Source organism: Azospirillaceae bacterium, from assembly GCA_028283825.1.
Classification (GTDB): Bacteria; Pseudomonadota; Alphaproteobacteria; order Azospirillales; family Azospirillaceae; genus Nitrospirillum.
The window spans coordinates 1,470,667-1,496,189 of record JAPWJW010000003.1; the positions used below are offsets into that span (position 1 = coordinate 1,470,667).

General features: G+C 69.4%; 20 protein-coding genes and 1 pseudogene. 8 read left to right on the forward strand and 13 right to left on the reverse strand.

Annotated elements, in window-relative coordinates; genetic code table 11:
• The first annotated feature begins 1 nt into the window (after position 1).
• Complete coding sequence (locus tag PW843_18600) at positions 2-1,318, forward strand: DUF1501 domain-containing protein (protein MDE1148598.1); 1,317 nt, start codon at positions 2-4, stop codon at positions 1,316-1,318.
• Here PW843_18600 and PW843_18605 read toward each other — a convergent pair.
• The 10 genes and pseudogenes from PW843_18605 to PW843_18650 form a co-directional block, all read right to left on the reverse strand.
• On the reverse strand, positions 1,315-1,983 hold the full coding sequence (locus tag PW843_18605) for a DUF1826 domain-containing protein (protein ID MDE1148599.1): 669 nt from the start codon (positions 1,981-1,983) through the stop codon (positions 1,315-1,317). The genes PW843_18600 and PW843_18605 overlap by 4 nt on opposite strands.
• Positions 1,980-3,221 carry a zinc metallochaperone GTPase ZigA gene (gene zigA, locus PW843_18610; GenBank protein MDE1148600.1) on the reverse strand — a complete coding sequence of 414 codons (1,242 nt, stop codon included), beginning with the start codon at positions 3,219-3,221 and terminating at the stop codon, positions 1,980-1,982. Before zigA ends, PW843_18605 begins: the two co-directional genes overlap by 4 nt.
• Before the next feature lie 14 nt (positions 3,222-3,235).
• Positions 3,236-3,502 (reverse strand): hypothetical protein, encoded by a 267-nt coding sequence (locus tag PW843_18615; protein MDE1148601.1) that lies wholly within the window; start codon positions 3,500-3,502, stop codon positions 3,236-3,238.
• 102 nt (positions 3,503-3,604) lie between these two features.
• A complete protein-coding gene (locus tag PW843_18620; protein ID MDE1148602.1) occupies positions 3,605-5,545 on the reverse strand; it encodes a potassium transporter Kup in 1,941 nt (646 codons plus the stop codon).
• Positions 5,546-5,683: 138 nt separating this feature from the next.
• A complete protein-coding gene (locus PW843_18625) occupies positions 5,684-7,699 on the reverse strand; it encodes a family 20 glycosylhydrolase (protein MDE1148603.1) in 2,016 nt (671 codons plus the stop codon).
• A 27-nt stretch (positions 7,700-7,726) separates the two neighbouring features.
• Positions 7,727-9,472, reverse strand: a complete 1,746-nt coding sequence (gene nagE / locus PW843_18630) for an N-acetylglucosamine-specific PTS transporter subunit IIBC (protein MDE1148604.1) — start codon at positions 9,470-9,472, stop codon at positions 7,727-7,729.
• Position 9,473: 1 nt separating this feature from the next.
• Positions 9,474-9,929, reverse strand: a complete 456-nt coding sequence (locus PW843_18635) for a hypothetical protein (GenBank protein MDE1148605.1) — start codon at positions 9,927-9,929, stop codon at positions 9,474-9,476.
• An 88-nt stretch (positions 9,930-10,017) separates the two neighbouring features.
• Positions 10,018-12,066, reverse strand: a pseudogene (locus PW843_18640) (glucose PTS transporter subunit IIA).
• Positions 12,067-12,333: 267 nt separating this feature from the next.
• A complete protein-coding gene (locus tag PW843_18645) occupies positions 12,334-15,003 on the reverse strand; it encodes a TonB-dependent receptor (protein MDE1148606.1) in 2,670 nt (889 codons plus the stop codon).
• 307 nt (positions 15,004-15,310) lie between these two features.
• Entirely contained in the window at positions 15,311-16,759 is a 1,449-nt protein-coding gene (locus tag PW843_18650) for a hypothetical protein (protein MDE1148607.1), read from the reverse strand.
• Between the two features lie 378 nt (positions 16,760-17,137).
• Between PW843_18650 and PW843_18655 the strand changes: the two genes are divergently transcribed.
• Positions 17,138-18,829, forward strand: a complete 1,692-nt coding sequence (locus PW843_18655) for an ABC transporter substrate-binding protein (protein ID MDE1148608.1) — start codon at positions 17,138-17,140, stop codon at positions 18,827-18,829.
• A gap of 82 nt (positions 18,830-18,911) precedes the next feature.
• Complete coding sequence (locus PW843_18660) at positions 18,912-19,802, forward strand: N-acetylmuramic acid 6-phosphate etherase (GenBank protein MDE1148609.1); 891 nt, start codon at positions 18,912-18,914, stop codon at positions 19,800-19,802.
• Positions 19,803-19,807: 5 nt separating this feature from the next.
• On the opposite strand, the gene PW843_18665 is transcribed toward PW843_18660, so the two are convergent.
• From PW843_18665 to PW843_18675, 3 genes are read right to left on the reverse strand one after another with little or no spacing between them, the layout of a single operon-like run.
• On the reverse strand, positions 19,808-20,218 hold the full coding sequence (locus tag PW843_18665; GenBank protein ID MDE1148610.1) for a hypothetical protein: 411 nt from the start codon (positions 20,216-20,218) through the stop codon (positions 19,808-19,810).
• Positions 20,219-20,233: 15 nt separating this feature from the next.
• A complete protein-coding gene (locus PW843_18670) occupies positions 20,234-20,440 on the reverse strand; it encodes a helix-turn-helix transcriptional regulator (GenBank protein MDE1148611.1) in 207 nt (68 codons plus the stop codon).
• A 3-nt stretch (positions 20,441-20,443) separates the two neighbouring features.
• On the reverse strand, positions 20,444-20,965 hold the full coding sequence (locus PW843_18675) for a DUF2975 domain-containing protein (GenBank protein ID MDE1148612.1): 522 nt from the start codon (positions 20,963-20,965) through the stop codon (positions 20,444-20,446).
• A 373-nt stretch (positions 20,966-21,338) separates the two neighbouring features.
• Here PW843_18675 and PW843_18680 point away from each other — a divergent pair, with 373 nt between their 5' ends.
• From PW843_18680 to PW843_18700, 5 genes are read left to right on the forward strand one after another with little or no spacing between them, the layout of a single operon-like run.
• Entirely contained in the window at positions 21,339-22,247 is a 909-nt protein-coding gene (locus PW843_18680; protein ID MDE1148613.1) for a BadF/BadG/BcrA/BcrD ATPase family protein, read from the forward strand.
• Complete coding sequence (locus PW843_18685) at positions 22,244-23,020, forward strand: GntR family transcriptional regulator (GenBank protein ID MDE1148614.1); 777 nt, start codon at positions 22,244-22,246, stop codon at positions 23,018-23,020. The genes PW843_18680 and PW843_18685 overlap by 4 nt, the downstream gene beginning before the upstream one ends.
• Positions 23,017-24,054, forward strand: coding sequence for an SIS domain-containing protein (locus PW843_18690; GenBank protein MDE1148615.1), 1,038 nt, complete (start codon positions 23,017-23,019; stop codon positions 24,052-24,054). Before PW843_18685 ends, PW843_18690 begins: the two co-directional genes overlap by 4 nt.
• A complete protein-coding gene (gene nagA / locus PW843_18695; protein MDE1148616.1) occupies positions 24,054-25,199 on the forward strand; it encodes an N-acetylglucosamine-6-phosphate deacetylase in 1,146 nt (381 codons plus the stop codon). Before PW843_18690 ends, nagA begins: the two co-directional genes overlap by 1 nt.
• A gap of 9 nt (positions 25,200-25,208) precedes the next feature.
• A complete protein-coding gene (locus PW843_18700) occupies positions 25,209-25,490 on the forward strand; it encodes a transposase (protein MDE1148617.1) in 282 nt (93 codons plus the stop codon).
• Positions 25,491-25,523: the final 33 nt, after the last annotated feature.

A 25,523-nucleotide genomic window follows, 5' to 3' on the forward strand; every position in this document is an offset into this window, starting at 1 on the left:
CATGGCCTTCAAGCCCTTATCGGCGCTGAACCGGCGCGACATCCTGAAATCCCTGGCCGCCGCCGGCGCCCTGACCGCCGGCCCCGGCCTGGGCCAGCTGGCGTTCAGCACCCCCGGCATGGCCATGGCCGACGACGGCCGCATCCTGGTGGTGCTGTTCTTCCGCGGCGGCATGGACGTGATGAACTTCATCGGCCCGTCCAACGACGCCGTCTACATCGACGCCCGGCCGGCCGACCTGCGCCTGCTGGACAGCGGCGACAGGGCCGGCATCGCGCTGGACAGCGACCTGGCGCCAGGCGTGGACTTCCGCCTGCATCCCGAGGCCGGCGCCCTGCATGAAATCTACCGCCAGGGCGACTTGGCCATCGTCCAGGCCACCGGCCTGGCCAACGCCACGCGCAGCCATTTCGAGGCGCAGGAACTGATGGAACGTGGCCTGGCGGCGGAGCCCAAGGGCAACGCCGCCTTGGGCACGGAGGGCGGCTGGGCCGCCCGCCTGTTGCAGCAGATGGGCGGCAACGGCGGCCTGACGGCCGTCAGCACCGCCGGCGGCGTGCCCCGGCTGTTGCAGGGCTTCCCGCAGGCCCTGTCCATCCCCGACCTGCGCAACGGCTTCGGCCTGCCGGGTGGCGCCGGCACCCAGGCGGTGCTGGAACGGCTGTACCCCGGCGGCGGCCAGTCCGCCGCCTTCAACCCCGACGTCAGCCGAAGCGGACGCACCGCCCTGGACGCGGCGTTGCGCCTGAACGCCGCCCTGCCCCGGGGGCCGGACGGCAAGGTGGCGGCCTATCAGCCGGAACACGGCGGCGCGTTCGAGGGCGATATCGGCCGATCGCTGGAAACGGTGGCCCGGCTGATCCGCATGGATGCCGGCCTGAAGGTGGCCTGCGTCGACATGGGCGGCTGGGACACGCATGAGGGCCAGGCCGGCCGGTTCAAGGGCCTGATCCACCAGATGTCGGGCTCGCTGGCCACCTTCTGGAACGACCTGTCCGACTATCACGACCGCCTGACCCTGGTGACGGTCAGCGAGTTCGGCCGCCGCCTGCGCGCCAACCGCAGCGGCGGTACCGACCACGGCCACGGGTCGGTGATGATGGTGCTGGGCGGCGGGGTGGCCGGCGGCCGCCTGCTGGGCCGCTGGCCGGGACTACAGCCCCAGGATTTGGACGAACGCGTGGATTTGGCGGTCACCACCGATTACCGCGAGGTGCTGGCCACCGTGCTGAAGCACCGGCTGGGCATCACCCAGTTCGACACCGTCTTCCCCGGCTTCCGCCCCGGCACCGGCGACCCGGCGCTATTCAGAGCCTAACCGATCCACGCCTCCGGCGAGGCGGCGGAGGGCAGGTTCAGGCACAGCACCAGCCGCACCGCGCCAGTGCCGGCGACGGGCGGGGAGCGGTGGACCACGCCGCCGCCATCGCATCCACCTGGCCCACAGCCCTTGAACAGGGCGACGGCGTGCCGGGGCATCTGGTACAGCGGGCCGCCGTAGCGCCGCTGTTCCGCCAGCGCCCGGTCGGCGTCGATGGGCGCCACCACCTGGGTGCCGGGGCCGCGATAGGTGGTGATCAGGCGCAAGGCGACATGGTCGCGGTGGAATTTCCAGCAGGCGTCACCGACCACCGCCTCCAGCCGCACGTCCACCCATTCGCCACCGGCGACGGCCAGGAAACGGGCGCACAGATCCACCACGTCAACCATCAGGGCGGGCGGCGCGCCCGTCCCCGCCAGCGACGGCGCCAGGGCGGCGGCGACATCGCCCAACCGCGCCAGGAAACGGGCCTGGGGCAGCCGGTCCGGCGGCAGGGCGTCCAGCCAGGGGTCCAGGGCGGCCCCCGGCATCAGGTCGCGGCGCCACAACGCCAGGCCGACCGATGGATCGGCCACGCGGGCGAGGACCCGGGCCTCAGCCCCCTCCGCGATACCGCTGGCGGCGGGCGGCGCCCGGTCAAGGGTTGCAGCGGCGGCCCTCATGCCCCGTCACCCCGCTTCCAGGTGGGAAAGGGGTCGGGCAGGCGGTGCCAGCTGTCCAGATCCAGGCGGGTCGCATTCTCATCCCCCACCAGGCAGGCGTCCAGCTGGCGGCGCAGCGCCGCCTCATCCATGCCGCTGCCGATGAACACGATCTCCTGCCGGCGATCGCCGTAGACCGGATGCCAGCGGCGGCCCAGGGTCTGGCGCCACTGCGGATCATCCGGCCAGCTGCTATGCGGCACGTTGGCCCACCAGAAGCCCATGGCCTCATGCCGGACCAGGGCCCCGGCCTGGCTCAGCTCCCCCACCCATTGCGGGCGGGTGGCCAGCCAGAAATGCCCCTTGGCCCGCACCACGCCGGGCCAGGATTGGTCGAGGAAGGCGTGGAAACGGGCGGGGTGGAAGGGCCGGCGGGCGCGATAGACGAAGCTGGCGATGCCATAGGCCTGCGTCTCCGGCACATGGCCCGCCGGGTCGTACAGTTCCTTGAACCACAGGGGATGTTCCTGGGCCTTCTGGAAATCGAAGCGGCCGGTATCCAGGATGCGGTCCAAATCCACCTGCCCCAGGGTGGTTTCCACCACATCGGCATCGGGGTTCAGCGACCGGATGATGGTGAGCGCCGCCTCCACCTGTTCCGGCGTGGCGGCGTCCAGCTTGTTCAGCACCACAACGTCGGCGAATTCGATCTGGTCCACCAGCAAATCCACCACCGCGCGGCCGTCGTCATCGCCCAGCGACTGGCCCCGGTCGCGCAGGAAATCGACGGAGGCGTAGTCGCGCAGCAGGTTGGCCGCGTCCACCACCGTGACCATGGTGTCCAGCCGGGCCACGTCGTTCAGGCTGTCGCCCGCCTCATCCCGGAAATCGAAGGTCGTCGCCACCGGCAAGGGTTCGGCGATGCCGGTGGATTCGATCAGCAGGTAGTCGAACCGCCCCTCGGCCGCCAGGCGCCGCACCTCCTGCAACAGGTCGTCGCGCAGGGTGCAGCAGATGCAGCCGTTGGTCATCTCCACCAGGGTCTCGTCGGTCTGGGACAGTTGGCCACCGCCGGCGCGGATGAGGTCGGCATCGATGTTCACCTCCCCCATGTCGTTGACGATGACGGCCACGCGGCGGCCCTGGCGGTTGTTCAGCACGTGGTTCAGCAGGGTGGTCTTGCCGGCCCCCAGGAAGCCGGACAGGACGGTGACGGGCAGGCGGCCCTTGGGCGCCCGCCTGGAAAGATCGGGGTTCATGATCGGCGTCTCGGCTATTGGCGGGTGGCGGGCGTGTCGGTGTCGGCGACCTGGGCGGCCAGGGTGCGCAGCACATCGGCCAGGCCATCGCCGCCATAGGCGCTGATCAGGCGCGGCATCAGTTCGACCAAGGCCGCCGACAGGGCGCTATGGGCGGGAATGCCCGCCGCCTGGCACCGGCTCATGGCGTCGCGGAATACGGCCAGCGCCTCGGCGAACCGCGGTGGCACGGCGCCGACCGGCAGGCCCAGGGCCGAAATGGGGATGGACGGGGGGGACATGGGACGAGGGGCTCCCTTGAAGGAAAGGCCCGGAGATTATGTTATGTTATAACATAACAATTCAAGCACAGAATGCGGCAGCGGAGCGCGGGCGCCCCAGCCTCAAACCTCCAGCCGGAAGCCCACTTCCATCACCTGTTCCGGCGGCAGGTCGAAATAGTCGGACGCGCGCAGGCCCAGCCGCTGCATCAGGTGATAGGCCGTCCACAGCGGTGCCGACAGGGCGGAGCCTTTATCCTTCCGCACCAGGCTTTCGTGGGAGATGTAGTAGGTGACCTCTTCCCGGCAGAAGGCCAGGCCCATGCGGGCCAGGCCGCGCATGACGATGGGCACGTCCGGCCGCTGCATGAAACCGATGCGCACCGTCACCCGCCAGAAACCGCCGCCCACCTGTTCCACCGACAGCCGCTCGCCCGCCGGCACGCGGGGGCGCTTGGTCGGCACCAGGGTCAGCAGGATGACGTTCTGATGCAGCACGCGGTTATGGGTGACGTGGTGCACCAGCATGGGGGAGACGCGGTCGGCCGTGCGGGTGACGAACACTGCCGTGCCCGGCAGGCGGTAGGGCACCGTCTCCTCCACCCGGCGCATGAAGTCGGAAAAGGCGATGCCGCCCTCGCTCAGCTTGATCTGCACGGTGGCGCTGCCCTTGCGCCAGGCCACCATGAGGAAGCCGATGAAACCGGCGATGGCCAGCGGCAGCCAGCCGCCCTCCAGGAACTTGGTGCTGTTGGCCACGAAGAAGGCCAGGTCCAGGGCGGCGAACAGGCCCATCATCAGGTTGGTGGGCCAGGCCGGCCAGTTCCACAGCTCCCGCATCACCCGACGCAGCAGCACGGTGGTGATCAGCATGGTGGCCGACACGGCGATGCCGTAGGCGGCGGCCAGCGCCTCGGAATGGCGGAAGCCCAGGACGATGGCCAGGGTCATGGTCATCAGCATCCAGTTGACGACGCCGACATAGATCTGGCCGTAGGACTTGCGCGAGGTGGGGGAGATGGTCATGCGCGGCAGCAGGCGCAGGGTGATGGCCTGCCGCGTCATGGAAAACACGCCCGAGATCAGCGCCTGGCTGGCGATGACGGTCGCCAGGGTCGCCAGGGCCACCAGCGGCACCAGCGCCCAGTCCGGCACCAGGTGGAAGAAGGGGTTGTCCACATGCTGCGGGTTGTCCAGCAGCAGGGCGCCCTGGCCCAGATAGTTCAGGATCAGGGCGGGAAAGACGATGGCGAACCAGGCGCGGCGGATGGCGGTCGCCCCGAAATGCCCCATGTCGGCGTACAAGGCCTCCGCCCCCGTCAGCGCCAGGAAGACGGCGCCGAACACGGCGAAGGCGATATGCGGCGCGTGGATCAGCAGATGTTCGGCCGACAGCGGATTGAAGGCCATCAGGATGTCCGGCCGCTGGACCACGTGATAGAGGCCGACACCGGCCAGCACCGCGAACCACAGCGCCATGACCGGCCCGAACAGCCGGCCGATGGCGCCCGTCCCCCGGTGCTGGATGGCGAACAGGCCCACCAGCACCGCGATGGTCAGGGGCAGGACGAAATCGGCCAGGTTCTTGTCCGCCACCACCAGGCCCTCCATGGCCGACAGCACGGAAATGGCCGGCGTGATGGCGCCGTCGCCGAACAGCAGGGCGGATCCGCAGATGCCCAGGAACACCACCACGGGCACCATTTCCTTCGGATTGGGCGGATGCACCAGCGACAGCAGGGACAGGATACCGCCCTCGCCCTCGTTATCGGCGCGCAACACCAGGCCGACATACTTGACGGCCACGATCAGGATCAGCGCCCACAGGATCAGGCTGACCACGCCCAGCACGTCGCCCTCGCTGGGCAGGCGCCCATGGTGGGTGACAGCGCCCAGGGCCGTCTGCATGGCGTAAAGGGGCGACGTGCCGATGTCGCCGAACACGACACCCAAGGCGCCCACCACCAGCAGGGCCGCCCCCTTGCCGTGCGCCGGGTGATCGTGATGGCCGTCCTCGGCCACCGCACCGCCCTGCTTCTTCTCCACCTGCGCCGCCTGCGTCATGGTCCCGCCCCGCCGCTGCCGGGCAACCATCGCCCGGACGTAAGATCGTAGATAGGCCGTGGCCGTTCGACCTTCTACCGTCAGCGGGATGGGGGCGGCAATGCGGCCAATGGGGGAAGACGCCTTTCAGACAAACCCTTAAGGCGCCGCCTTCACCAGGCGGGTGACCGCCGGCAGGATGGCGAACTCCAGTTCAGCGCCAGCATCGGCGGCATCGGCCAGGGCCTTTTCGGCCGCCGGACGGTCTGCCAGCGGCTTGGCTGCGGCGATGGCGTCCACCGCGTTGCCGCCCGCCGCCGCCAGGCGGGACAGCTTGGCCAGGGGGCCGGCCAGTTCCGCCAGCAGCGGCGTTTCGGCCAGATGGGGCGCCAGCGCGGCCTCGGCCCGCTGCCAGCGGTCCAGCAGGACCACCACATCGGCCCGCGCCGCCGCATCCTTGGGCGCCGCGATGAAGCGGTCCACCGCCTGGCCGAAGGCGCGGGCCACCGCACTTTCGGCCGGCACCGTGTCCACCAGCCGGTTCAAGGCCGTGCCCTGCACCGCGTCCGGCCGCAGGGCGGAACGGCGATAGTCCTTCAGCGGTTCCACCACCTCGGCCAGCGGCGCCAGCAATGCCACCGGCACTGGGCCGGCCACCCGGGCCATCATGGCGCGGGTGGCGCTTATCTGCCGGCCGCCGGCCCAGGCCAGGTCGGTCGAGACGGCGTCCAGGCGGGCGTACATGCCGGCGGCATCGCCGGTCATGGCTTTCGGCGACCACAGCTTTTCCGCCACGACGGCGGCGCGCGGCCACAGGCGGATGTCCAGGTTCTCGGGCGACAGCCGCTCGGCCCAGGCGCAAGCCTCGCCACCCAGGATCAGGGGTTCCAGATCCGGCGGCAGGTCCACCGGCATGGGATCGGCGGCGTAGTGGCGGGCGGCCGGCCAGTTCAGATCCAGGTAATAGGGCGCGGACAGGATGCCGGCATGACCCGCCTGCGCCGCCTTCCTCAGCGATTCGGCGTCGCGCCAGGACTGCACCACCACGTCCTTGGGCATGTCGCCGTCCATGATCTCATCCCAGCCGATGGCGTGCTTGCCATGGCGGGCGACGATGGCCTGGACCTTGGTGGTGAACAGGGCCTGCAAGGCGGCGGTGTCCTTCAGGCCGTGCGCCTTCATGAAGGCCTGGACGGCGGGCGACGCCTTCCACTGTTCGCCGTTCACCTCATCCCCACCGATGTGGAAGTAAGGGTCGGGGAATAGCGCGATCATTTCGCCAAGCAAACGATCCAGGAATTTGTACGTGCTGTCGCGGGTCGGGTCCAAGGCCGGGTCGAACACGCCCCAGTGACGCTCGATGGTGTAGGGGCCGGCGGCACTGCTCAGTTCCGGGTAGCCCACCAGCCAAGCGGTGGTGTGGCCCGGCATGTCGAATTCCGGCACCACGCGGATGCCCCGGTCGGCGGCATAGGCGATCAGGTGGCGGATCTGGTCCTGGGTGTAGAAATGACCGTCGGAGCCCAGCAGGTGCAGCTTGGGGAAGGCCTTGCTTTCGACGCGGAAGCCCTGGTTGTCGCTGAGATGCAGGTGCAGGACGTTCAGCTTCACCGTCTGCATCAGGTCGACGGTGCGTTCTACCGTGTCCATGGGCATGAAGTGGCGCGACACGTCCAGCATCAGGCCGCGCCAGGGGAAACGCGGCTGGTCATGGATGGTGACGGCCGGCACGGCGTAGCCCTGGGGGCCATTGGCCACCAGTTGCACGAAGGTGGCGATGCCGCGGTTGATGCCGATGGACGTCGCCGCCGTGATGCTGGCACCGGTGGGTGTGACCGTCAGGGTGTAGGCCTCATCCTCCTTGGGCGCCGGCACGGCGGCGCTGGCCCGCGTCACCGTCAGGGTGAGGGTCGCCGCACCCGTGACGGGCGCTGCCGCCATGAACTGCCCCGTCTTGGCCGTCAGGTGCTGGATCAGGGTATGCGCCGCCGCTGCCAGGTGCGGATCCGCCGGCCCCGCCAGCGCCACGGTGAAACCGCCATCGATGGCCAACTGCCCCGTGCTGGTGGTCATGGCCGCCGGCAGGGGCATCAGTGCGGCCTCCTGCGCATGGACCAAGGGGGCGAAGCTGGCCATCAGGGCGATGGCGGAAACCAGCAGGGGGATGACACGCATGGGACAGGCGCCTTCGGGGAAACGGTCTCAGGAAATGGCTTGGCTCAAGGCGTCGGCCAGCGGGGCGGCGGGGGTGGCCAGCAGCAGGTGCAGACGGGCGGGGCCGGGCCGGGCGACACCGCGCAGGCCCAGGGCCGCCAGCCGGCCCTCATCCACGCCGGCATCATCGGCCACGCCCAGCAGCAGGCGGGTGGCCCGCGCCTCCACCGCGCGCAGGTTGGCGGCACCACCCAGCGCCGCCAGGACGGCGGCCAAGTCGGGCAAGGGCGAAGACGGGGCCGCCACCAAGGGTTCGGTAATCGTCACCGCCACGGCGCTTCCGACCGGCGGAAGTTTCAGCGCCTGGCGTATCTCCCCCGCCACCTGGTCGGCGATGGGGCCCAGCACCACCTGCAAGGCGGTGGCGTTGGGACGCACCACGCCGCGCGACCCCAGGGCGGACAGCGTCCTCTCATCCACCGCGCGGTTGTCGGCCAGCACCAGACGCAAGCGGGTGGTGCAGGCATCCACCGTACGGATGTTGGCGACACCGCCCAGCGCCACGACGAAACCGCCGCCGCGCCCGCCCTGGACCACCGTTTGGGTGGAGACGACGGGCACCGCCGCATCCTCCCGCCCCAGTGTCTTCAGGTCGAAACGGCGGATGACCAAGGTGAAGACGCCGTAATAGACGGCGAAATAGACGGCCCCCACCGGCAGCAGCAGCCAGGGCCGTGTCGCCTTGCCGAAATTGACGACGTAATCGACCAGACCGGCGGAGAAGGTGAAGCCCAGCTTCACGCCCAGCGCATCCATCACCACCATCGACAGGCCCGTCAGCACGGCGTGCAGGGCGTACAGCGGCGGCGCCAGGAACATGAAGCTGAACTCGATCGGTTCCGTCACCCCGGTCAGGAAGGCGGTCAGCGCCATGGACAGCAGCATGCCACCCACGGCAGCACGCCGTTCCGGCCGGGCCGCGCGGTACATGGCCAGGCACGCGGCCGGCAGGCCGAACATCATCACCGGGAAATAGCCCGCCATGAAGGCGCCGGCGGTGGGATCGCCGGCGAAGAAGCGCTTCAGGTCGCCGGTGGCGCCGTGATAGTCGCCCAGGATGAACCAGGCGACGTTGTTCAGGATGTGGTGCAGGCCGGTGATGACCAGCACCCGGTTAAGCAACCCATACAGGAACAGGCCGAAGGCACCGGACGACAGCACCGCCCGGCTGAGACCGTCCAGCCCCGCCTCCAGGAAGGGCCAGCCGAAACCGAACAGCAGGGCGAACCCTAAGCCGACGAAGCCGGTGGCGATGGGCACGAAGCGCCGCCCGCCGAAGAAGGACAGGAATTCCGGCAGCTTGATTTCGCTGTAGCGGTTATACAGCGCGCCCGCCGCCAGGCCGGACAGGATGCCGGCCGGCATGCCGATCTTGGCCACCGCCTTGATCTTGTAGCTGGACACGGCCGCGTCGGCCGCCGCACCGGTCAGCCCCGCTGCCACCTCGGGCGGCACCTGCAACAGGGCCTGCGCCCCTTGCGTCGCCACCAGGAAGCCGACCACGCCGGCCAGGCCGGCGGCACCGTTATTCTCCCGCGCCAGGCCGACGGCCACGCCGATGGCGAAGACCAGGCCCAGATTGGTGAAGATGGCCTCACCCGCCGCGGCGATGAAGGGGATACCCAGCAAATCGGGCTGGCCCGCGCGCAGCAGCAGGCCCGCCACCGGCAGCACGGCGATGGGCAGCATCAGGGCGCGGCCCAGTTGCTGGATCAGGGCGAAACGGTCGCGCATCTCAGGCGGCTCCCTCGGTAACGGCGGCCACCATGCCGGCGCGCGCCAGCAGGCTGCGCACGGCGGCGGCCGATTCTTGCGCCAACGCCTCGGTGGCCAGGGCCACGCAGGCGGCCTTGGTCAGGGGGCGCAGGGCCGCCTTGATGTCGGGAATGGTGGGCGGCGTCGCCGACAGCTCGGTGACGCCCAGGCCCACCAGCAGGGCCGCCGCCGCCGGGTCGGACGCCAGCGCGCCGCACACCCCCACCCAGCGCCCATGCTTGGCCGCCCCTTCCGCCGTCAGGCGGATCAGGCGCAGCACAGCGGGGTGCAGGGCGTCCAGCCGGGCGGCCAGGTCGGGGTTGCCCCGGTCCATGGCCAGCACGTACTGTGTCAAATCGTTGGTGCCGATGGACAGGAAATCGGCCTCGGTCGCCAGCTGGTCGGCCGTCACCGCCGCCGCCGGGGTTTCCACCATGACACCCAGCTGGTACCGGCGGGGCGTGGCCCAGGGCCTCACGCTCCTGGTCCAGCATGTCGCGCACGGCGCGCACCTCATCCAACGTCGCCACCATGGGCACCATGATGCGGCACTGCCCAACGGGGCGGACGCGCAGGATGGCGCGCAACTGGGTGCGCAAAATCTCCGGCCAGCGCAGGCCGATGCGCACGCCGCGCAGGCCCAGGATGGGGTTCTCCTCACGCGGCAGCGGCAGGTAGGGCAAGGGCTTGTCGCCGCCCACATCCAGGGTGCGGACGATCAGCGGCCGGCCCTGAAGGGCGGTCGCCACCGCCTGGTACTGGGCGGCCTGTTCATCCTCGTCGGGGGCCGTCTGGCGGTCCAGGAACAGGAATTCGGTGCGCAGCAGGCCGCAGCCCTCCGCCCCCCAGGCGACACCCTTCACCGCGTCGGCCACCTTGCCGACATTGGTGTAGACCTCGATCCGGGTGCCGTCGGCCATGACGCACTCAGCCGCCGCCGCCGTCAGGTTGGCCGCCGCCCGGGCCCGGCGCTGGGCCGTTTCCCGTTCCAGCTTGGCCAAATCGTCGGCCGGCGGCTGCACGTGCAGCAGGCCCCGGTCGGCGTCCAGGATCAGCGGCGCATCATCCGGAATGCGCAAGATGGCGGAGCCGCCCGCCACCAGCGCCGGCACGCCCATGGAGGCCGCCAGGATGGCCACATGGCTGGTGGGCCCGCCCCGCGCCGTGCAGAAGCCGGCCAGGCGGCCGGCATCCAGGTTGCTGAGTTGGCTGGGCATCAGTTCCTCCGCCACCAGGATGGCGCCCTGGGGCAGGACCACCGGCTGCGGCTCCCGCCCCGCCAGGGCCAGCATCACCTGGCGGCGCAGGTCGATCAGGTCGGCCGCGCGCTCCGCCATGCGGGCGTTGCCCAGGGCGCGCAGGGCCGCCACCGACCGGTCCGTGACGAGACGCCAGGCCTGGCCGGCGCCAGCACCGCCGGATATGGCGGCCTGGGCGTCCTCCAGCAGGTCGGGATCGTCCAGGATGGCCAGATGGGCCTGGAAGATGTCGCGGCGCTGGGTCTGGCGCGCCTCATCCGCGTGGGTGACGGCGGCCTGAAGACGGGCGCGGACACGCGTGAGGGCGGCGGCCAGCGCCCTTTGCTCCGCCGCCACGCCCTGCCCGGTGGCCGGCACCTCCACCTCTTCCTCCTGCAGGCGGAAGGCGCGGCCCAGCGCCAGGCCCGGGGCGGCGGTGACGGCCCGGATGACGATGGATTCGTCCGAGGCGAAGGGGGGCTCAGGCTCCGCTGGCGCCGCCGGTTCGTCGGGCGGCGGGGCGGCAATGGTGGGCAGGGACGGCACGGGCAGAGTCACAGCCACCGGTACCGGCGTCTCACCCAGACCGGCGGCGATGGCGGCGGCGACGGCGGCGACGGCAGCGGCCGCGTCCGCGCCATCGGCCAGCACGGTCACGGCATCGCCATGACGCAGGCCCAGCGCCATGGCGGCCACGGCACTCTTGGCATTGGCGCGACGGCCCTGCGCCGCCAGGAAGACGGATGCCCCAAAGGGCTTGGCGGCGGCGGCCAGCATGGCCGACGGGCGCGCGTGCAGACCGTGCAGCAAGGGCACCACCACCGACTGTTCGGCCTGTTGCGCCGGTGCCGCATCGACGCCGGCATCCGCCCCACCCTCGACCACCAGGGTCAGGATGGGCTCGCCCGCGCGCACGGCCGTGCCGAACTTGAGTTCGGCCACGACGGCGGGCGGCCCGCCCGCCAGGATGATGGGGGTCAGCAGACTCTTGGCCTCACGGGCCAGCACATCCATGTCGAAATCCAGCAGGGCGTCGCCGGCGCGCACCCGGTCGCCTTCCGCCACATGGACAGTGAAGCCCCGGCCCCCCAGGGCCACGGTCTCCAGCCCGACGTGCATCAGGATTTCCACGCCGCAATCGGCGCGCAGGGTGACGGCATGCCGGGCGCGATGCACCGATATGATCTGGCCGTCACACGGCGCCTTCAGCGTGGAACCGGTGGGATCGATGGCCAGGCCCTCGCCCATCATGCGCTGGGCGAAGACGGGATCGGGCACCTCATCCAAGGGTGCCGCCCAACCGTCCACCGGCGCCAGCAAGGTCAGCCGCGTCATGTGAGCCCCAGAACCGCCTGCCATCGAACCACCCACGCCTTTTCCTCTTTTCCCGACGCCCGGCGGCGCCGTTCCATCCAACCGCAATTCCCGGAAAAGGGGCCCGGACAAGGTGTCCGGGCCGTCTTGAGTTCGGGGAGATTGAGGGCAAAAATCCAAAACGCCCTCATGGGAAACCCGGTGCCCGCGTTGAGAAAGAACGCACCGGGGTACTGGTGGCGGCCGAACCAGCCGGCCGCCACACGCTCAGGAACAGGGAAACGCGACTTAATACTTGAAGTGCGCACCGAAGTAATACTGACGGCCGTTGTCGTAGATGGCACGCGGCTGGTCTGTATTGTTGGCGTAGTACTTCATCAGCTCGTCGGTGATGTTCAACGCCGAGAAGGTCAGGCTGAGATAGTCGTTGACCGGCACGTTGATTGAGGCGTCCAGCGTTCCATAGTTGTCCTGGTTTTCCGCGGAGCTGCGGTCCAGGCCCACCAGGAAGTGCGCCCGGTAGGTGTAGGACAGGTGGGCGCTGATCCAGTCGTTCTCGTAATAGCCCGTCAGGTTGTAGGTGTGACGGGAGTTGCCGATCATCGGGCTGCCGTTTTCCTCGGTGCCATAGGCGTAGGTGTAGTTGGCCTGCACGCCGAAGCCGGCATAGATCGGCTGCTGGATGGCCAGTTCGAAGCCCCGGTTCTTGGCCGCGGTGTTCAGCGGCGTGGTGACCAGGTAGCTGTGGTTGGCCTTGTAGTAGTCGGAATAATAGGTCTGCGGCGCGACGCCGTAGGTCACGTAGGAATTGTAATCCTCATAGAACACGGCGAACGACAGCAGGGCCTGGGGCCCGTAGTACCATTCGAGCGAGGCGTCGTAGTTGGTGGATTCGATGGGCTTCAGGTTGGGGTTTCCGCCCGAACCGGAAGAGGCCACGTCGTTCAGGCTGACGGAGCCGCCCAGCGCGCTGTAGTCCGGGCGCGCCATGGTCTTGGCGACGGCCAGGTGGGCCACCAGATCGTCCTCGATCTCCAGCTTCAAATTGGCGCTGGGCAGGACGTTGACGTAGTCGTGGCTGATGCTGGTCGGCACGTACGGCCCGAACGCGGAGGTGGTGATGGCCCCCGGCGTGCTGGACGTGGCGCTGACGTAGACCAGGCTGTTCACGTTAGTATCGACGAAGCGGACGCCGAAGTTGCCGGACCACCCCGCCCCACCGACATTGGCCATGACGTAGGCGGCGCTGTCCTGTTCCGTGACCTTGAACGAACCCGGCCAGTAGTAGCGCGACGAAGCGTCCTGTCCGGGAATGGGATCCGGGTTGTTGATGCCATAAGCGTTGTCGAAGGCGGCGATCTGCGCCTCGGACAGGGTCCAGATGTTGTTGAGGATGGGACCGCCCAGGTTGCTGGCGTAGCCGCTGGGGTAAGTGCCGCTCGCCGTGGGCGTGGCCACACCCCAGCCGCCGTTGGCGCAGCAGCCACCGTCCACCTTGAACTGGGTGTTGCGCTGGTGGCTGGCGAAACGGACACCGGCCTTGACCGAGTCGAAGATGCTGGACTTGATGGAATACAGGGCGTCCAGCTGCCCGTAATATTCCTGATCGACGGAGGTCAGCACGTCGTTCCAGGCCCAGCCGGTGGCGTAGTTGCCGTTCTGGGTGCCGGTCGGAATGCCGAAGTTGACGGTGGCCGGCGACGACAGACCGTTCAGGGCGTAGCTGGCGGAAGAGGACGCCACCGCCTCGTACGCCGGCTCGCTGGGGGTGTCGCCCAGGCCGTAGGTGTAGCCGAACTTGCCGGTCAGGGTCAGGCGGTCGGTCGCCTGGTACTTCAGGTCCGTGTCGATGTAGGAGGTTTCGGACGCCGCCCCCGGACGGGAGATCTGGTCGTACACGATGGCGTTGGCGACCGACGGGGTGGTGGCCGAGACCAGCGTGTTGTTCTTCACGGTGTAGGCGGTGGGCACGGCCTGCTGCGTGGAGAAGATGCTGGAACCCCAGTACATGAAGTTGCGGTTCACGTTGTCGGCGTCCATGTGGGAATAGAAACCGTTGACGTCCACCGTCAGCTTGTCGGTGGGCTGGAACTCCACATCGAAGTCACCGCCCATGCGCTTGCGCTTCTGCTCGAAGATGGCGGAGCCGATCAGCGTGGGATAGTAAACGCCATTCAGTTCGGGATGCGCCGCCACGGCGGCGTCGGTGGGCGCGAACTGCGAATACCCTAAGATTTCCTGGCCGTCGCGGCGGACGTTGCGTTCCTCATAAAAGGCCTGCGCCATCACGCCGAAGGTGTTGGACTTGTTCTTCCAGGCGAGCATGCCGTTGAACTGGGGCGAGGCCTTGTCGGCCATGTCGCTGTACACGCCCTCGATATCGGCGGCCGCGGTGAAGTCCTGCTTAAAGTCCAGCGGCTTGCGGGTGATGATGTCGACGGAGCCGGCGACGCCGCCCTCCACCAGGTCGGCTTGCTGCGTCTTGTACACCAGGGCCTTGTCGACGATTTCCGACGGCAGCAGCGAATAGCTGACCGACCGGCCGACGGTGGAATACTGGTCCAGCAGGAACCAGTCGCCGGTGGCCACACCATGGCCGTTGATGGTGGTGTTGGTCAGTGAGGGGCTGGAGCCGCGGATGCTGACGCGGTCGGCCTCATCGAAGCCGCCCTCGCCCGAGGCGGCGGACTGGATCATCACGCCGGGCAGGCGTTGCAGGGCGTCGGCCACGTTCTTGTCCGGCAGCTTGCCGATGTCCTCCGCGCTGACCACATCGACCACGGCGGTCTGGTCGCGCTTCACATCGATGCTGTCCTGGATCGACTTGCGAAAACCGGTGACGACGATTTCATCAAGGCCGTCCGCCGCCGGCGCGTCGGCCGCATAGGCGGTGGCCGATACGGCCAGCATCGCCATGACGCTGGCGGAGCCGCGCAGCATCTTTCTCCCAATAACCATCAAACCCTCCTGTGCCCATCTTTTGTGTTTATCGGCGCCGCCCCTTGGCCGCCGGATCCCTACCCGAAGATCCGGCGCTGGCGGGCCTGTGCCCTTTGAAGCGGACATTGCCGCCCTGGGTTGCGGCCCGTCATGCGGGCTTCCAGGTTGGCCGTGCGTTCCGGCATATCAGGCATGAGAGGGGGGCGGGGGCGAAAGGCTGGTTCCGGCAGAATGTCGAAAATGACGGCAAAACCGGGGATTTTGACTGCAACAATCCCTGAAAACCGTAACATTACAGGACATTACTAAAGAACCGGCGCTGGGATCAGATGCGCTCGGCATGGCGCAGGTGCTGTTTCAGCCGGCCCAGGGACTCCCGCACGCCATCCCGTTCCGCGCCGGGGTCGGGGCAGTGGCGCAGCACGAACTCCGCCGTGCGCACCACGTCGCGCCAGCGGGGGTTGCGGGGCAAGGTTTCCACCAGCAGGTATTTGTCCAGCGTGCGGGTCTGCAGGGAACTGCGGTCCATATAGACGCGCCACAGCCCGCTTTCCTCCGCCAGCTCGATCTTGCCCTTGCGTTTGGCGTGGTGCCAGAAGTCCAACGTCAGGGTCATGACATCGACGATGCAGCGGCGGAATTCCTCGTTCGCGTCCAGGTCGTTGGCCGGCTGGGGCGCCACGTCGGGCGCCGGCTCCGGCGGGGCCGGCAAGGCTGGCGGCACAGGCGCCGCGCTGGCCGGCGGCGGCGCGACGGGGAACGGGGACGCCACGGTGGCGGTCATGGGAATCGGTGCCGGTTCGGCCGCCAGGCGGGCGATCTTGGGCGCCACCCGCACCGGCCCGCGGGCCTGGCGCCAGGTCCAGCCGCCGGCGCCCAGGCTGACCAGGGCCAGCCCCCAGGTCCACCAGCCCAGCCAGCCCGACAGGGCCATGCCGCTGGCGTCCACCTGGAATTGCCAGGGCGATCCCGGCACGGAATAGGTGCCCTGGGGCGACAGGCCGCGCGCGGCGGCGGGCTGGTCGGCCGGCTGGCCGGTGGCATCCGTCAGGATGAAACCGATGCCGGGCCGGGCCAAGGCCGCCAGGCGCCGGTCCACCGTGGCCAGCGGCAGGCGGAAGGCCACCACGCCCTCGACGGCGCCGTGGCGCACCACCGGCCGGGCCACCAGCATGCCGATGCCGGCGGCCTCGCCATTGCCGCCGGGTGTGCCGTCCAGCGCCTCGGGGTGCGTCACCACCAGCACCTGGGCGGGATCGTCCACCTTCTGCAGCCGGGCCATGATCTCGCGGAACACCTCGCCCAGCGGCGTGTCGCGGGCGCGGGCGTCGTTCAGATCCTGGCCGAAGGCGCCGTCCTTGCGCAGGCTATAGACCACGCGGCCCAAGCGGTCGATGAGGTAGAGGTCGTCGAACACAGACGACCCGATCATGTCCACGAAGCTGGCATGGAAGCGGTCGTGCACCGCCATGTAGGGGGCCAGCGCCGACGTGGCGCCCTGCTGCTGCGCGTCGCCCTGGGCGAACGCCGTGCGCAGCATGGTGGCCGCCCGTTCCGGATTGGGGGAGATTTGCGCGAAGGCGGAGGCGAAGCCGTAATACCGCCCGACGCTGTAGCCGATGAAGCTGGTGCTGGAGAAGGCGGCACTCTGGTCGCGCGCCGATTCATAAAGGACGCTCAGGTCATGGGCGGCCATGTCGCGCGCGGTGGCCACGGCCGTGTCGGCCCGGTCCGTCACGGCGTACAGCGCCGTCAGCAGCGACAGCCCCAGCAACACCGCAAGCGTGACGAGGCCGGCCGGCGCCCTGATAGCCCACCTGTCAAACCCGACCACCCCAGCCACCCCCTGTTTCTTTGATGGGGACAGGATTACATCCAAATCCCCAAACTTTACTGTTTTTAAATCGGCTTTACCGGCGCACGACCGCGAGCATACCGTCAAAATCGTCAATCCGCAAAGCGGGCCTTGATCGCCGGGGAGCTTGACCGACAATCAGAAGCCCCTGAAATTCCCCGTGGAATCGTCCTGGCGATCCCACAGATCCATCACCGCCCCACCCGTTGGCGGTTGGGCAAGGGCGGGACGGCGCGCGCCGGACCCATTAGAATCCGGCGGCGCATCGTCATGAGTTTCCAGTTCCGGGGACGGCCTTTGATCAGACGTTTCGTTACCAGCATCGCGACCGCGTTTGTAGCCCTGGGCCTGGCGGGAACGGCCATCGGCGCCGACGCCCCACCCACCACCCTGACGGTGCTGGCCGCCATGTCCAGCGGCTGGGTGCGCAACTTCAACCCCTTCAGCGAGACCGGCCGCCTGCCCAGCGTGCGGGAGTTCATCTATGAGCCGCTGGTGGTGTTCAATTCCATGTATGGCGGCCGGCCGGAATGGCGCCTGGCCACCGACTACGCCTTTTCCCCCGACCTGCTGAAGCTGACCTTCAAGCTGCGCGACGGCGTGCTGTGGTCGGACGGCCAGCCCTTCACCGCCGCCGACGTCGCCTACACCTTCGACCTGCTGCGCCGCCACAAGGCGCTGGACACGCTGGACATGGACAACCGCGTGGTGGGGGTGGAGGCGCCCGACGCCCACACCGTGGTGTTCACCCTGAAGAAGGTGAACACCAGCATCGTGTTCGAGATCGTGCGCGTGCCCATCGTGCCGCGCCACGTCTGGTCCAAGGTGGCGGACCCGGTGGCCTTCACCAACGACAATCCCGTGGGCACCGGCCCGATGACGGAGGTGCGGCGCTTCACCCCCCAAATCTACGTCCAGTGCCGCAACCCGGACTATTGGGACGCCACCGACCTGAAGGTCGATTGTTTGAGCTTCCCCCAGGTGCGCAACAACGAACAACTGTTGACCGCCGCTGCCGAGGGGAAGCTGGACTGGTTCGGCGCCTTCCTGCCGGATATCGAACGCACCTACGTCGCGGCCGATCCCAGGCATCACCGCTATTGGTTCCCGCCCGGCGGCACCGTCGCCATCGACATCAATCTGGACAGTCCCTCGCGCGGCAACCGTACCGCCTTCCGCAACGTCAATTTCCGCCGCGCCGTCAGCATGGCCGTGGATCGGCGCGCCATCGTCGACATCGCCGGCTACGGCTATCCCGAGGTCAACGAGTACGCCAGCGGCATCGGCCGCGCCTACCAGGACTGGGTGAACCCGGAGGCTGAGCGCCAGTACGGCCGCTACGCCCATTTCGACAAGAACGGCGCCCAGGCCCTGCTGGCCGAAAGCGGCTTCCGCGACGTCAACGGCGACGGCTATGTCGACAACGCCGACGGCAGCCTCATCGCCTTCGACATCCTGGTACCGGCCGGCTGGACCGACTGGGTCAACGCCACCCAGTTGGTGGCGGAAAGCCTGAACGCCCTGGGCCTGAACGTGCGCGTGTCCACGGTGGAGCCGGCGTCCTGGGCACAGAGGCTGATCAGCGGCGACTACGACATGGCCATCAACGGCCTGTTCCCGGGGGAGACGCCGTATCGCAGCTTCGATACGGGTTTCCATTCCCGCTATAGCGGCAAGACGCGCTTCGCCCCCACCCGCTTCACCGACCCCGACCTGGACAGCGCGCTGGACGCGTTTGTGGCCACCATCGACCCCAGCGAACAGCGCCGCGCCATGGACAGGGTGCAGATGATCATCGCGGCCAACACGCCCTATGTGCCGCTGTTCAGCAACCCGACCTGGTACGAATACAACACCACCCGCTTCAAGGGCTGGTTCAACGCCGACAACCCCGTGGCCCGGCCCGACGTCTTCGACGGCACGCCTGAGCGCCTGCTGCACCTGCTGGCGCTGGAACCGGTGCGGGGGCAGGCGGCGACCGGCGGCTGAGCGGCCTTGTCGCGGAAGGGGCCTCCCGTGTTATTCCAGGGCCCTATCGTGGAGTCGGGACGGCGGAAGAACGGGAAGCGGCATGAGTGTTACGACCGAAAGCGTGGGGCAACGGTTCAAGGGGCTGGACACCTGGTCCACCGCCGACGTGCTGGAGGCCCTGTGGGCGGGGCAGGACCGGGCGGTGGCCGCCTGCCTGGCCGTGCTGCCCACCCTGGGGGCGGCGGTGGACGAGGCCATGGCGCGGCTGGAGCAAGGCGGCCGGCTGATTTATGTGGGTGCGGGCACCTCCGCCGTGCTGGCGGCGCTGGACGGGCTGGAACTGGGGCCCACCTTCGGCTGGCCACGCGAGCGGCTGAGCCTGATCCTGGCCGGCATCTCAGATCTGGCCACCGGGTTCGACGGGTCGGTGGAAGATGACGGGGATGAAGGCGCGCGGCGGGTGGCCGCCACCGGCTGTGGCCCCCTGGACGTGGTGGTCGCCATTTCCGCCGGCGGGCGCAGCGCCTTCACCATCGAGGCCCTGGCCGAGGGCGGGCGGCGCGGGGCGCTGACCATCGCCGTGGCCTGCACGCCCACGGCCCCGCTGTTCGCAGCGGCGGCGCACCGCATCGCCGTGCTGACGGGGGATGAGGTGGTGGCAGGATCCACCCGCCTGGGCGCCGGCACGGCACAGAAGGCCGTGCTGAACCTATTCAGCACCACGCTGATGGTCCGCATGGGTGCGACCTACGACAACCTGATGGTCAACGTCCGCATCGACAATGTGAAGCTGCGCCAGCGCGCCGCCGACATGCTGGTGCGCATCACCGGGTCCAGTGAGGCCGACGCCCTGGCGGCATTGGACCAGGCGGGCGGCGGGGTCAAGACAGCGGCCCTGCTGCTGGCCGGCCACACGGCGGAGGGCGCCGCCCAGGCGCTGGAGACCACCGGCGGACGGCTGCGCGCCGCCCTGGCCTTGCCGCCCGCCTGAAGCGGTCAGGCGGCACGGCGCCAGGGATCGGCCGCCCGGCGCACGTAGGTATCCAGGACGTGGCGCCAGGGAATGAGGAAGGGGAAGATCACGGCGATCAGGCAGGCATCGACCGTGCCCATGAAACTGGGGTCCAGCCGGCCGTCCAGCGACAGCGGCACCGCGATGCGCAGCAGCCAGATGGCCTTCCACGCCATCTCGAACATCAGCAGGGGCAGCATCGCCAGGGGATAGCGCAGGCCCAGCACCGCGAGCAGCCCGACCGCGCACAGCATGGACAGGGTGGCCCCCTGCATCAGTTCCAGGTCCGGCCCCTGGACCAGCAGCTGGGGGGCCATGGCGGCGCCGATGCCGGCGGCCAACAGCAGATAGCCGCCACGCAGCGCGTTCAGGCGGAAAACGGAAACGGTGGGCATCTCGATACTCCTATTTCATTCCCGCTCGAACGACAGGATTTCGCCCGGCTGACAGTCCAGCACCTGGCAGATCGCCTCCAGGGTCGAGAAGCGGACGGCCTTGGCCTTGCCCGTCTTCAGGATGGAAAGGTTGGCGAGGGTGATGTCGATCGCCTCCGACAACTGGGTCAGGGTCATGCCCTTGCGCTCCAGCGCCGCGTCCAGCGTGACGATGATGGGCATGGGTCAGACGGTCCCTTCCAGATCGTCCCGCATGGCCGTCCCCGCCGCGAAGATACGGACCAGCACGAAGACCATCAGGACGGCGATCCAACCGCCCGGTGAGACGCCGCCCTCGGGCGCCGCGGCCCCCAGGGCGGGGAAGGATTGGCGGATGAGGAAGCCCGGGATGTCCAGCAATTGCAGGACCAGCAGGGCCCAGCCGATGCACCGCAGCCGGTCGGTGTTGGCGGCGATGAAGGGGTCGCCGGCCGATACCGTGGCGACCATGGCCCCCAGGGTGCGCAGCAGGACGGCCGTGGACACCGCCATGGCGATGCCCAGCACCAGCAGCCAGCGCAGGCCCGCCGTCCGTTCGGCCAGGTCGATGGCCGCGCCGTCGCCCAGCAGCAGGGTGGTGAATTGCCCGGCCATCAGCCAGGACGCGGCCAGGCCGGCCACCAGCGCCAACAGGCAGACCAGGTTGGCGGCCGAGGCAAGCCGCACGGCCAGCGCCGATGAGTGAATCAAGGTGGTGCGTTTGTTCATGATCGATCTCCTTATCGAAAAACGATAAACACTGAAGACCATCATCGTCAACTGGATTTATCGAAAAACGATAAGGCCATCAAGCTGCCGGGACAAGAGCGACAGGCCCGTTGGTCTGTTTCTGGCCTCGTCCTGGTCTGCCACTGGTTCCGTCAGCGGTGGCACCCTGGAATGCCATCTCACAAGGAAGTTAACTAATTGATATGTTTATTAAATATGAAATGACTTTGACGATTTCAGCGTTGTTTTCGGCACACTTCCCGCGCTCTGGCGAAATTTTCCCGCGTTGCCATCGCCCTCGCCCCTTCCCATCTGGTCTTCTTCTGGTATTGTCCCTACCTGAGAGAGGCGCAGGGATAAACGGACCAGCGGCATGGACGAGATTCTTTTCATGGGTGTGGATGGCGGCGGCACCGGCTGCCGCGTGCGGCTGAGCAACGCCGACGGCGATCGCCTGGGCGAGGGCCAGGGCAGTGCCGCCAACATCCGCCTGGGCCTGGAGGTCAGCTGGGGCGCCATCCTGGTCGCCGCCGACCAGGCGCTGGCCCAGGCCAGCCTGACCCGTTCGGCATTCCCCCGCATCCATGTCGGCCTGGGCCTGGCCGGCATCTGCAAGCCGGCGGACGAACGCGCGGTGGAGGGGGCGGCGACGGCGTGCGCCGGCCAGCCCTTCGCCTCCACTTCCGCCCGCAACGACGCCCACACCGCCTGCCTGGGCGCCTTTGAGGGCGAGGACGGCGCCATCCTGATCGCCGGCACCGGCAGCATCGGCTACGCCCTGGTAGGCGGCGTCGGGCGGCCCATCGGCGGCTGGGGGTTCGAGGTGTCGGACGAAGGCAGCGGCGCCTATCTGGGGCGGGAGGCGGTGCGGGCAGCATTGCGCGGCCATGACGGCCTGGGGCCCGACAGCGCCTTCACCCGCCATGTGATGGAGCGGATAGGCGGCGACCCCGCCGCCGTGGTGGCGTGGGTGGGCGCCGCCAAGCCCGGCGACTACGGCACCTTCGCCCCCCTGACCCTGGATTTCGCCGCCGCTGGCGACGCCGTGGCGGCAAGCCTGGTGGCGGAATCGGCCGACCGGCTGACGACCCACGTCCGCCGCCTGGTGGAACTGGGCGCGCCGCGCGTCTGCATGATGGGCGGCCTGGCGCCGGTGATCGAGCCATGGATGGCGCCCTGGGCGCGCCGCCTGCTGGTGCCGGCCCGGGGCGACGCCCTGGACGGCGGCCTGTGGCTGGCCCGCCAGGCGGCCGGCGTGATGGCGCGGGAGCGCGCGGCATGACCACGGCCGATCTCACCACCCTGTCCAGCGACGACCCCCTGCCCCTGTACCGGCAGTTGGCCCGCCATCTGCGCCGCATGATCGCCAACGGCGCCTTGCAGGTGGAGGACGCGCTGCCGGGCGAACGCGACCTGGCGCGGCGCTTCGACGTCTCGCGCGTCACGGTGCGCAAGGCCCTGCAATCCCTGGCCGATGAGGGGCTGCTGCAACCCCGCGCCCGCGCCGGCACCTATGTCAGCCGCGCCATCCATGTGGAACAGCCGCTGTCCACCCTGACCGGCTTCAGCGAGGACATGGTGCGCCGGGGGCTGGAGCCCTCCTCCCGCTGGCTGGCGCGCGGCACCGGCCCGGCGGCACCGGATGAGGCCATGGCCCTGGGCCTGGCCCCCGGCGCCAAGGTCAGCCGACTGAAGCGCCTGCGCCTGGCCGACAACGTGCCGCTGGCGGTGGAAACCTCCGTCATCCCGCACGCCTACCTGCCCAACCCGGAACAGGTCACCGGCTCCCTCTATGAAACCCTGCGCCGCCAGGGCTATGCCCCCCACCGCGCGGTGCAGCGCCTGACCGCCGTGGTGCTGAGCGAGGGGGTGGCGCGATTGCTGGACACCCCCGCCGGTGCCGCCGCCCTGGCCATCGAGCGCCGCAGCTTCCTGGCCAGCGGGGCGCCCTTGGAACTCGTCCGCTCCCACTACCGGGGCGACGCCTATGATTTCGTGGTGGAGCTGTCGCTGCCGCCGCACACCGATGCAACCGACCCACAGGATTTGTCATGAGCACGCTTAAGGCCACCCCGCTGATGGCCCTTGAGGCCGCCGAGTCCGGCGCCGCCGCCGCCCGCCAGATCGACCGCGCCGCCCCCCTGTTCCGCGATTTGGGCGCCCGCCTGCGGGCCCTGAAGCCCAAGGTGGTGATCACCTGCGCGCGGGGCAGTTCCGACCACGCCAGCGCCTATGGCAAGTACCTGATCGAGACGCGCCTGGGCCTGCCCGTCGCCTCCGTCGGGCCGTCGGTCGTGTCATTGTACAACGCGCCTTTGCAGGTGGAGGGCGCCCTGTTCGTGGCGGTATCCCAGTCGGGCCGCAGCCCCGACCTGCTGCGCCTGGCGGAAGCGGCCAAGGCCGGCGGCGCCCTGGTGGTGGGCTTCGTCAATGACGAGGAATCGCCCCTGGCCCAGTTGGCCGACGTGTTCATCCCGCTGTGCGCCGGCCCGGAAAAGAGTGTGGCGGCCACCAAGTCCTACCTGACCGCCTGCGTCGCCTTCCTGCAACTGGTGGCCCATTGGCAGGAGGATGCGGCCCTGCTGGACACCGTGTCCAAGGTGCCGGGCTGGCTGGATGCCGCCGTGGGCCTGGACTGGTACCCCGCGCTGCGCCGCCTGGAACTGGCCACCGGCCTGTACGTCCTGGGCCGGGGCATCGGCAGCGGGGCGGCGGCCGAGATCGCCCTGAAGTGCAAGGAAACCTCGCGCCTGCACGCCGAGGCGTTCAGCGCGGCGGAGGTGGTGCACGGCCCCTTCGCCCTGGTGGGTCCCGGCTTCCCCATCCTGGCGCTGACCCAGCACGACGTGACGGCGGAGGTGACGCGCGGCACGCTGGCCAAGGCGGCGTCCTTGGGCGCCCCCATCCTGGCGACCGAAGAGGGGATCGAGGGCGTCGAGGCCCTGCCCGTAGTGCCCGGCCTGCCGCCGGAGGTGGGCCCCCTGGCGGCGGTCGCCAGCTTCTACATGGCCATCCACAAGGTGGCGCGCATGCGGGGCCTGGACCCCGACGTGCCGCCCAACCTGCGCAAGGTGACGGAGACGGTGTGATGCGCCAGTTCTTCCAGGGCTGCCCCGTCTTCACCGGTGAGGCCACGCTGACCGATGTCGGCGTGCTGGTGGAGGGCGGCCGGGTGCTGGACCTGCGCGCCCAAGCCCCCGCCGGCGTGCCGGTGGTGGCCCTGCCCGAGGACGGGCTGCTGGCCCCGGGCTTTGTCGACGCCCAGGTCAACGGCGGCGGCGGCGTGCTGTTCAACGACACGCCCACGATTGCGGGCGCGCGGGCCATCGCCGCCGCCCACCGGCGTTTCGGCACCACCGCCCTGCTGCCCACCTTCATCACGGATGCCGCCGGCAAGTGGCGTCTGGCGGTGGACGCGGCGGCGGCGGCGTCCCAGGTTCCGGGCGGCGGCGTGGTCGGCATCCACCTGGAAGGGCCGTTCCTGAATTTGGAACGGCGCGGCGTGCATGAGGCTGCCTATGTCCGGGCCCCCACGGCCGAGGATATCGACTTCCTATTGGGCCTGCCGGCGCGCTTCCCCACGGGCCGCGTGCTGTTGACCCTGGCCCCCGAAGTGGTGGGCGACGACGTGCTGGAACGCCTGGCCCAGGCCGGCGTGATCCTGGCCGGCGGCCATTCGGCGGCCGGCTATGCCCGCACCCGTGCCGCGCTGAACCACGGCCTGACCGGCTTCACCCATTTGTTCAACGCCATGCCGCCGTTGATGAACCGGGAACCGGGCATCGCCGGGGCGGCCCTGGCGGCGGGGCAACAGGGCTGGTGCGGCGTCATCGCCGACGGCGTGCATGTGCATGAGGCCATGCTGCGCCTGGCCCTGGGGGCCAAGGGGCCGGACCGCCTGTTCCTGGTGACCGACGCCATGTCGCCCACCGGCACGGATGCCCAGGAATTCGAGCTGTACGGCCACACCATCTACCGCCGCGACGGCCGCCTGGTGACGGCCGACGGCGTCCTGGCCGGGGCCGACATCGACATGGCCGCCGCCGTGCGCGGGGCCGTGCGCCTGATGGGGGTGACGCCGGAGACCGCGCTGTCCATGGCGGGGCGCGTGCCGGCGGATTTCCTGGGCCTGGCCGATCTGGGCCGCATCGGCGCCGGCGCCCGCGCCGACTTCGTCCTGCTGTCGCCGGAATTGGGGGTCCGCGACGTCTGGGTGGCCGGGATCAAGAACTAGGGGGATCAGATGAAACGGAACCATTCCGCGGAAGAGATCGCGCAATGCCTGGCCCGCGCCGACAGCCTGATCGGGGACGGCGCCAAGGTGGTGGATGTGGCCCGCATCCTGGGCGTCAGCCGCATGACCTATTATCGCTGGCGCCGCGACCAGACGGCAACACCGGTGGCCGACCTGCACAACCGGGTGCTGCGGCTGGAGGCGGAGAACGCCGCCCTGCGCCGCCAGTTGGCCCAGATCACCGGCCGCACGCCGGATGCCCAAGGTTTGGGCATCGGCGAATTCGCCTAAACCTTGCGCATTTTCCCCTGCGCGCCCCGACCG

Excerpts from the sequence above, each read along its gene's own strand:
- PW843_18600 (MDE1148598.1), top strand. The coding sequence starts at position 2 with ATGGCCTTCAAGCCCTTATCGGCGCTGAACCGGCGCGACATCCTGAAA.
- PW843_18605 (MDE1148599.1), bottom strand. The coding sequence starts at position 1,983 with ATGAGGGCCGCCGCTGCAACCCTTGACCGGGCGCCGCCCGCCGCCAGC.
- zigA (MDE1148600.1), bottom strand. The coding sequence starts at position 3,221 with ATGAACCCCGATCTTTCCAGGCGGGCGCCCAAGGGCCGCCTGCCCGTC.
- PW843_18615 (MDE1148601.1), bottom strand. The coding sequence starts at position 3,502 with ATGTCCCCCCCGTCCATCCCCATTTCGGCCCTGGGCCTGCCGGTCGGC.
- PW843_18620 (MDE1148602.1), bottom strand. The coding sequence starts at position 5,545 with ATGACGCAGGCGGCGCAGGTGGAGAAGAAGCAGGGCGGTGCGGTGGCC.
- PW843_18625 (MDE1148603.1), bottom strand. The coding sequence starts at position 7,699 with ATGCGTGTCATCCCCCTGCTGGTTTCCGCCATCGCCCTGATGGCCAGC.
- nagE (MDE1148604.1), bottom strand. The coding sequence starts at position 9,472 with ATGCGCGACCGTTTCGCCCTGATCCAGCAACTGGGCCGCGCCCTGATG.
- PW843_18635 (MDE1148605.1), bottom strand. The coding sequence starts at position 9,929 with ATGGTGGAAACCCCGGCGGCGGCGGTGACGGCCGACCAGCTGGCGACC.
- PW843_18645 (MDE1148606.1), bottom strand. The coding sequence starts at position 15,003 with ATGGTTATTGGGAGAAAGATGCTGCGCGGCTCCGCCAGCGTCATGGCG.
- PW843_18660 (MDE1148609.1), top strand. The coding sequence starts at position 18,912 with ATGAGTGTTACGACCGAAAGCGTGGGGCAACGGTTCAAGGGGCTGGAC.
- PW843_18665 (MDE1148610.1), bottom strand. The coding sequence starts at position 20,218 with ATGCCCACCGTTTCCGTTTTCCGCCTGAACGCGCTGCGTGGCGGCTAT.
- PW843_18670 (MDE1148611.1), bottom strand. The coding sequence starts at position 20,440 with ATGCCCATCATCGTCACGCTGGACGCGGCGCTGGAGCGCAAGGGCATG.
- PW843_18675 (MDE1148612.1), bottom strand. The coding sequence starts at position 20,965 with ATGAACAAACGCACCACCTTGATTCACTCATCGGCGCTGGCCGTGCGG.
- PW843_18680 (MDE1148613.1), top strand. The coding sequence starts at position 21,339 with ATGGACGAGATTCTTTTCATGGGTGTGGATGGCGGCGGCACCGGCTGC.
- PW843_18685 (MDE1148614.1), top strand. The coding sequence starts at position 22,244 with ATGACCACGGCCGATCTCACCACCCTGTCCAGCGACGACCCCCTGCCC.
- PW843_18690 (MDE1148615.1), top strand. The coding sequence starts at position 23,017 with ATGAGCACGCTTAAGGCCACCCCGCTGATGGCCCTTGAGGCCGCCGAG.
- nagA (MDE1148616.1), top strand. The coding sequence starts at position 24,054 with ATGCGCCAGTTCTTCCAGGGCTGCCCCGTCTTCACCGGTGAGGCCACG.
- PW843_18700 (MDE1148617.1), top strand. The coding sequence starts at position 25,209 with ATGAAACGGAACCATTCCGCGGAAGAGATCGCGCAATGCCTGGCCCGC.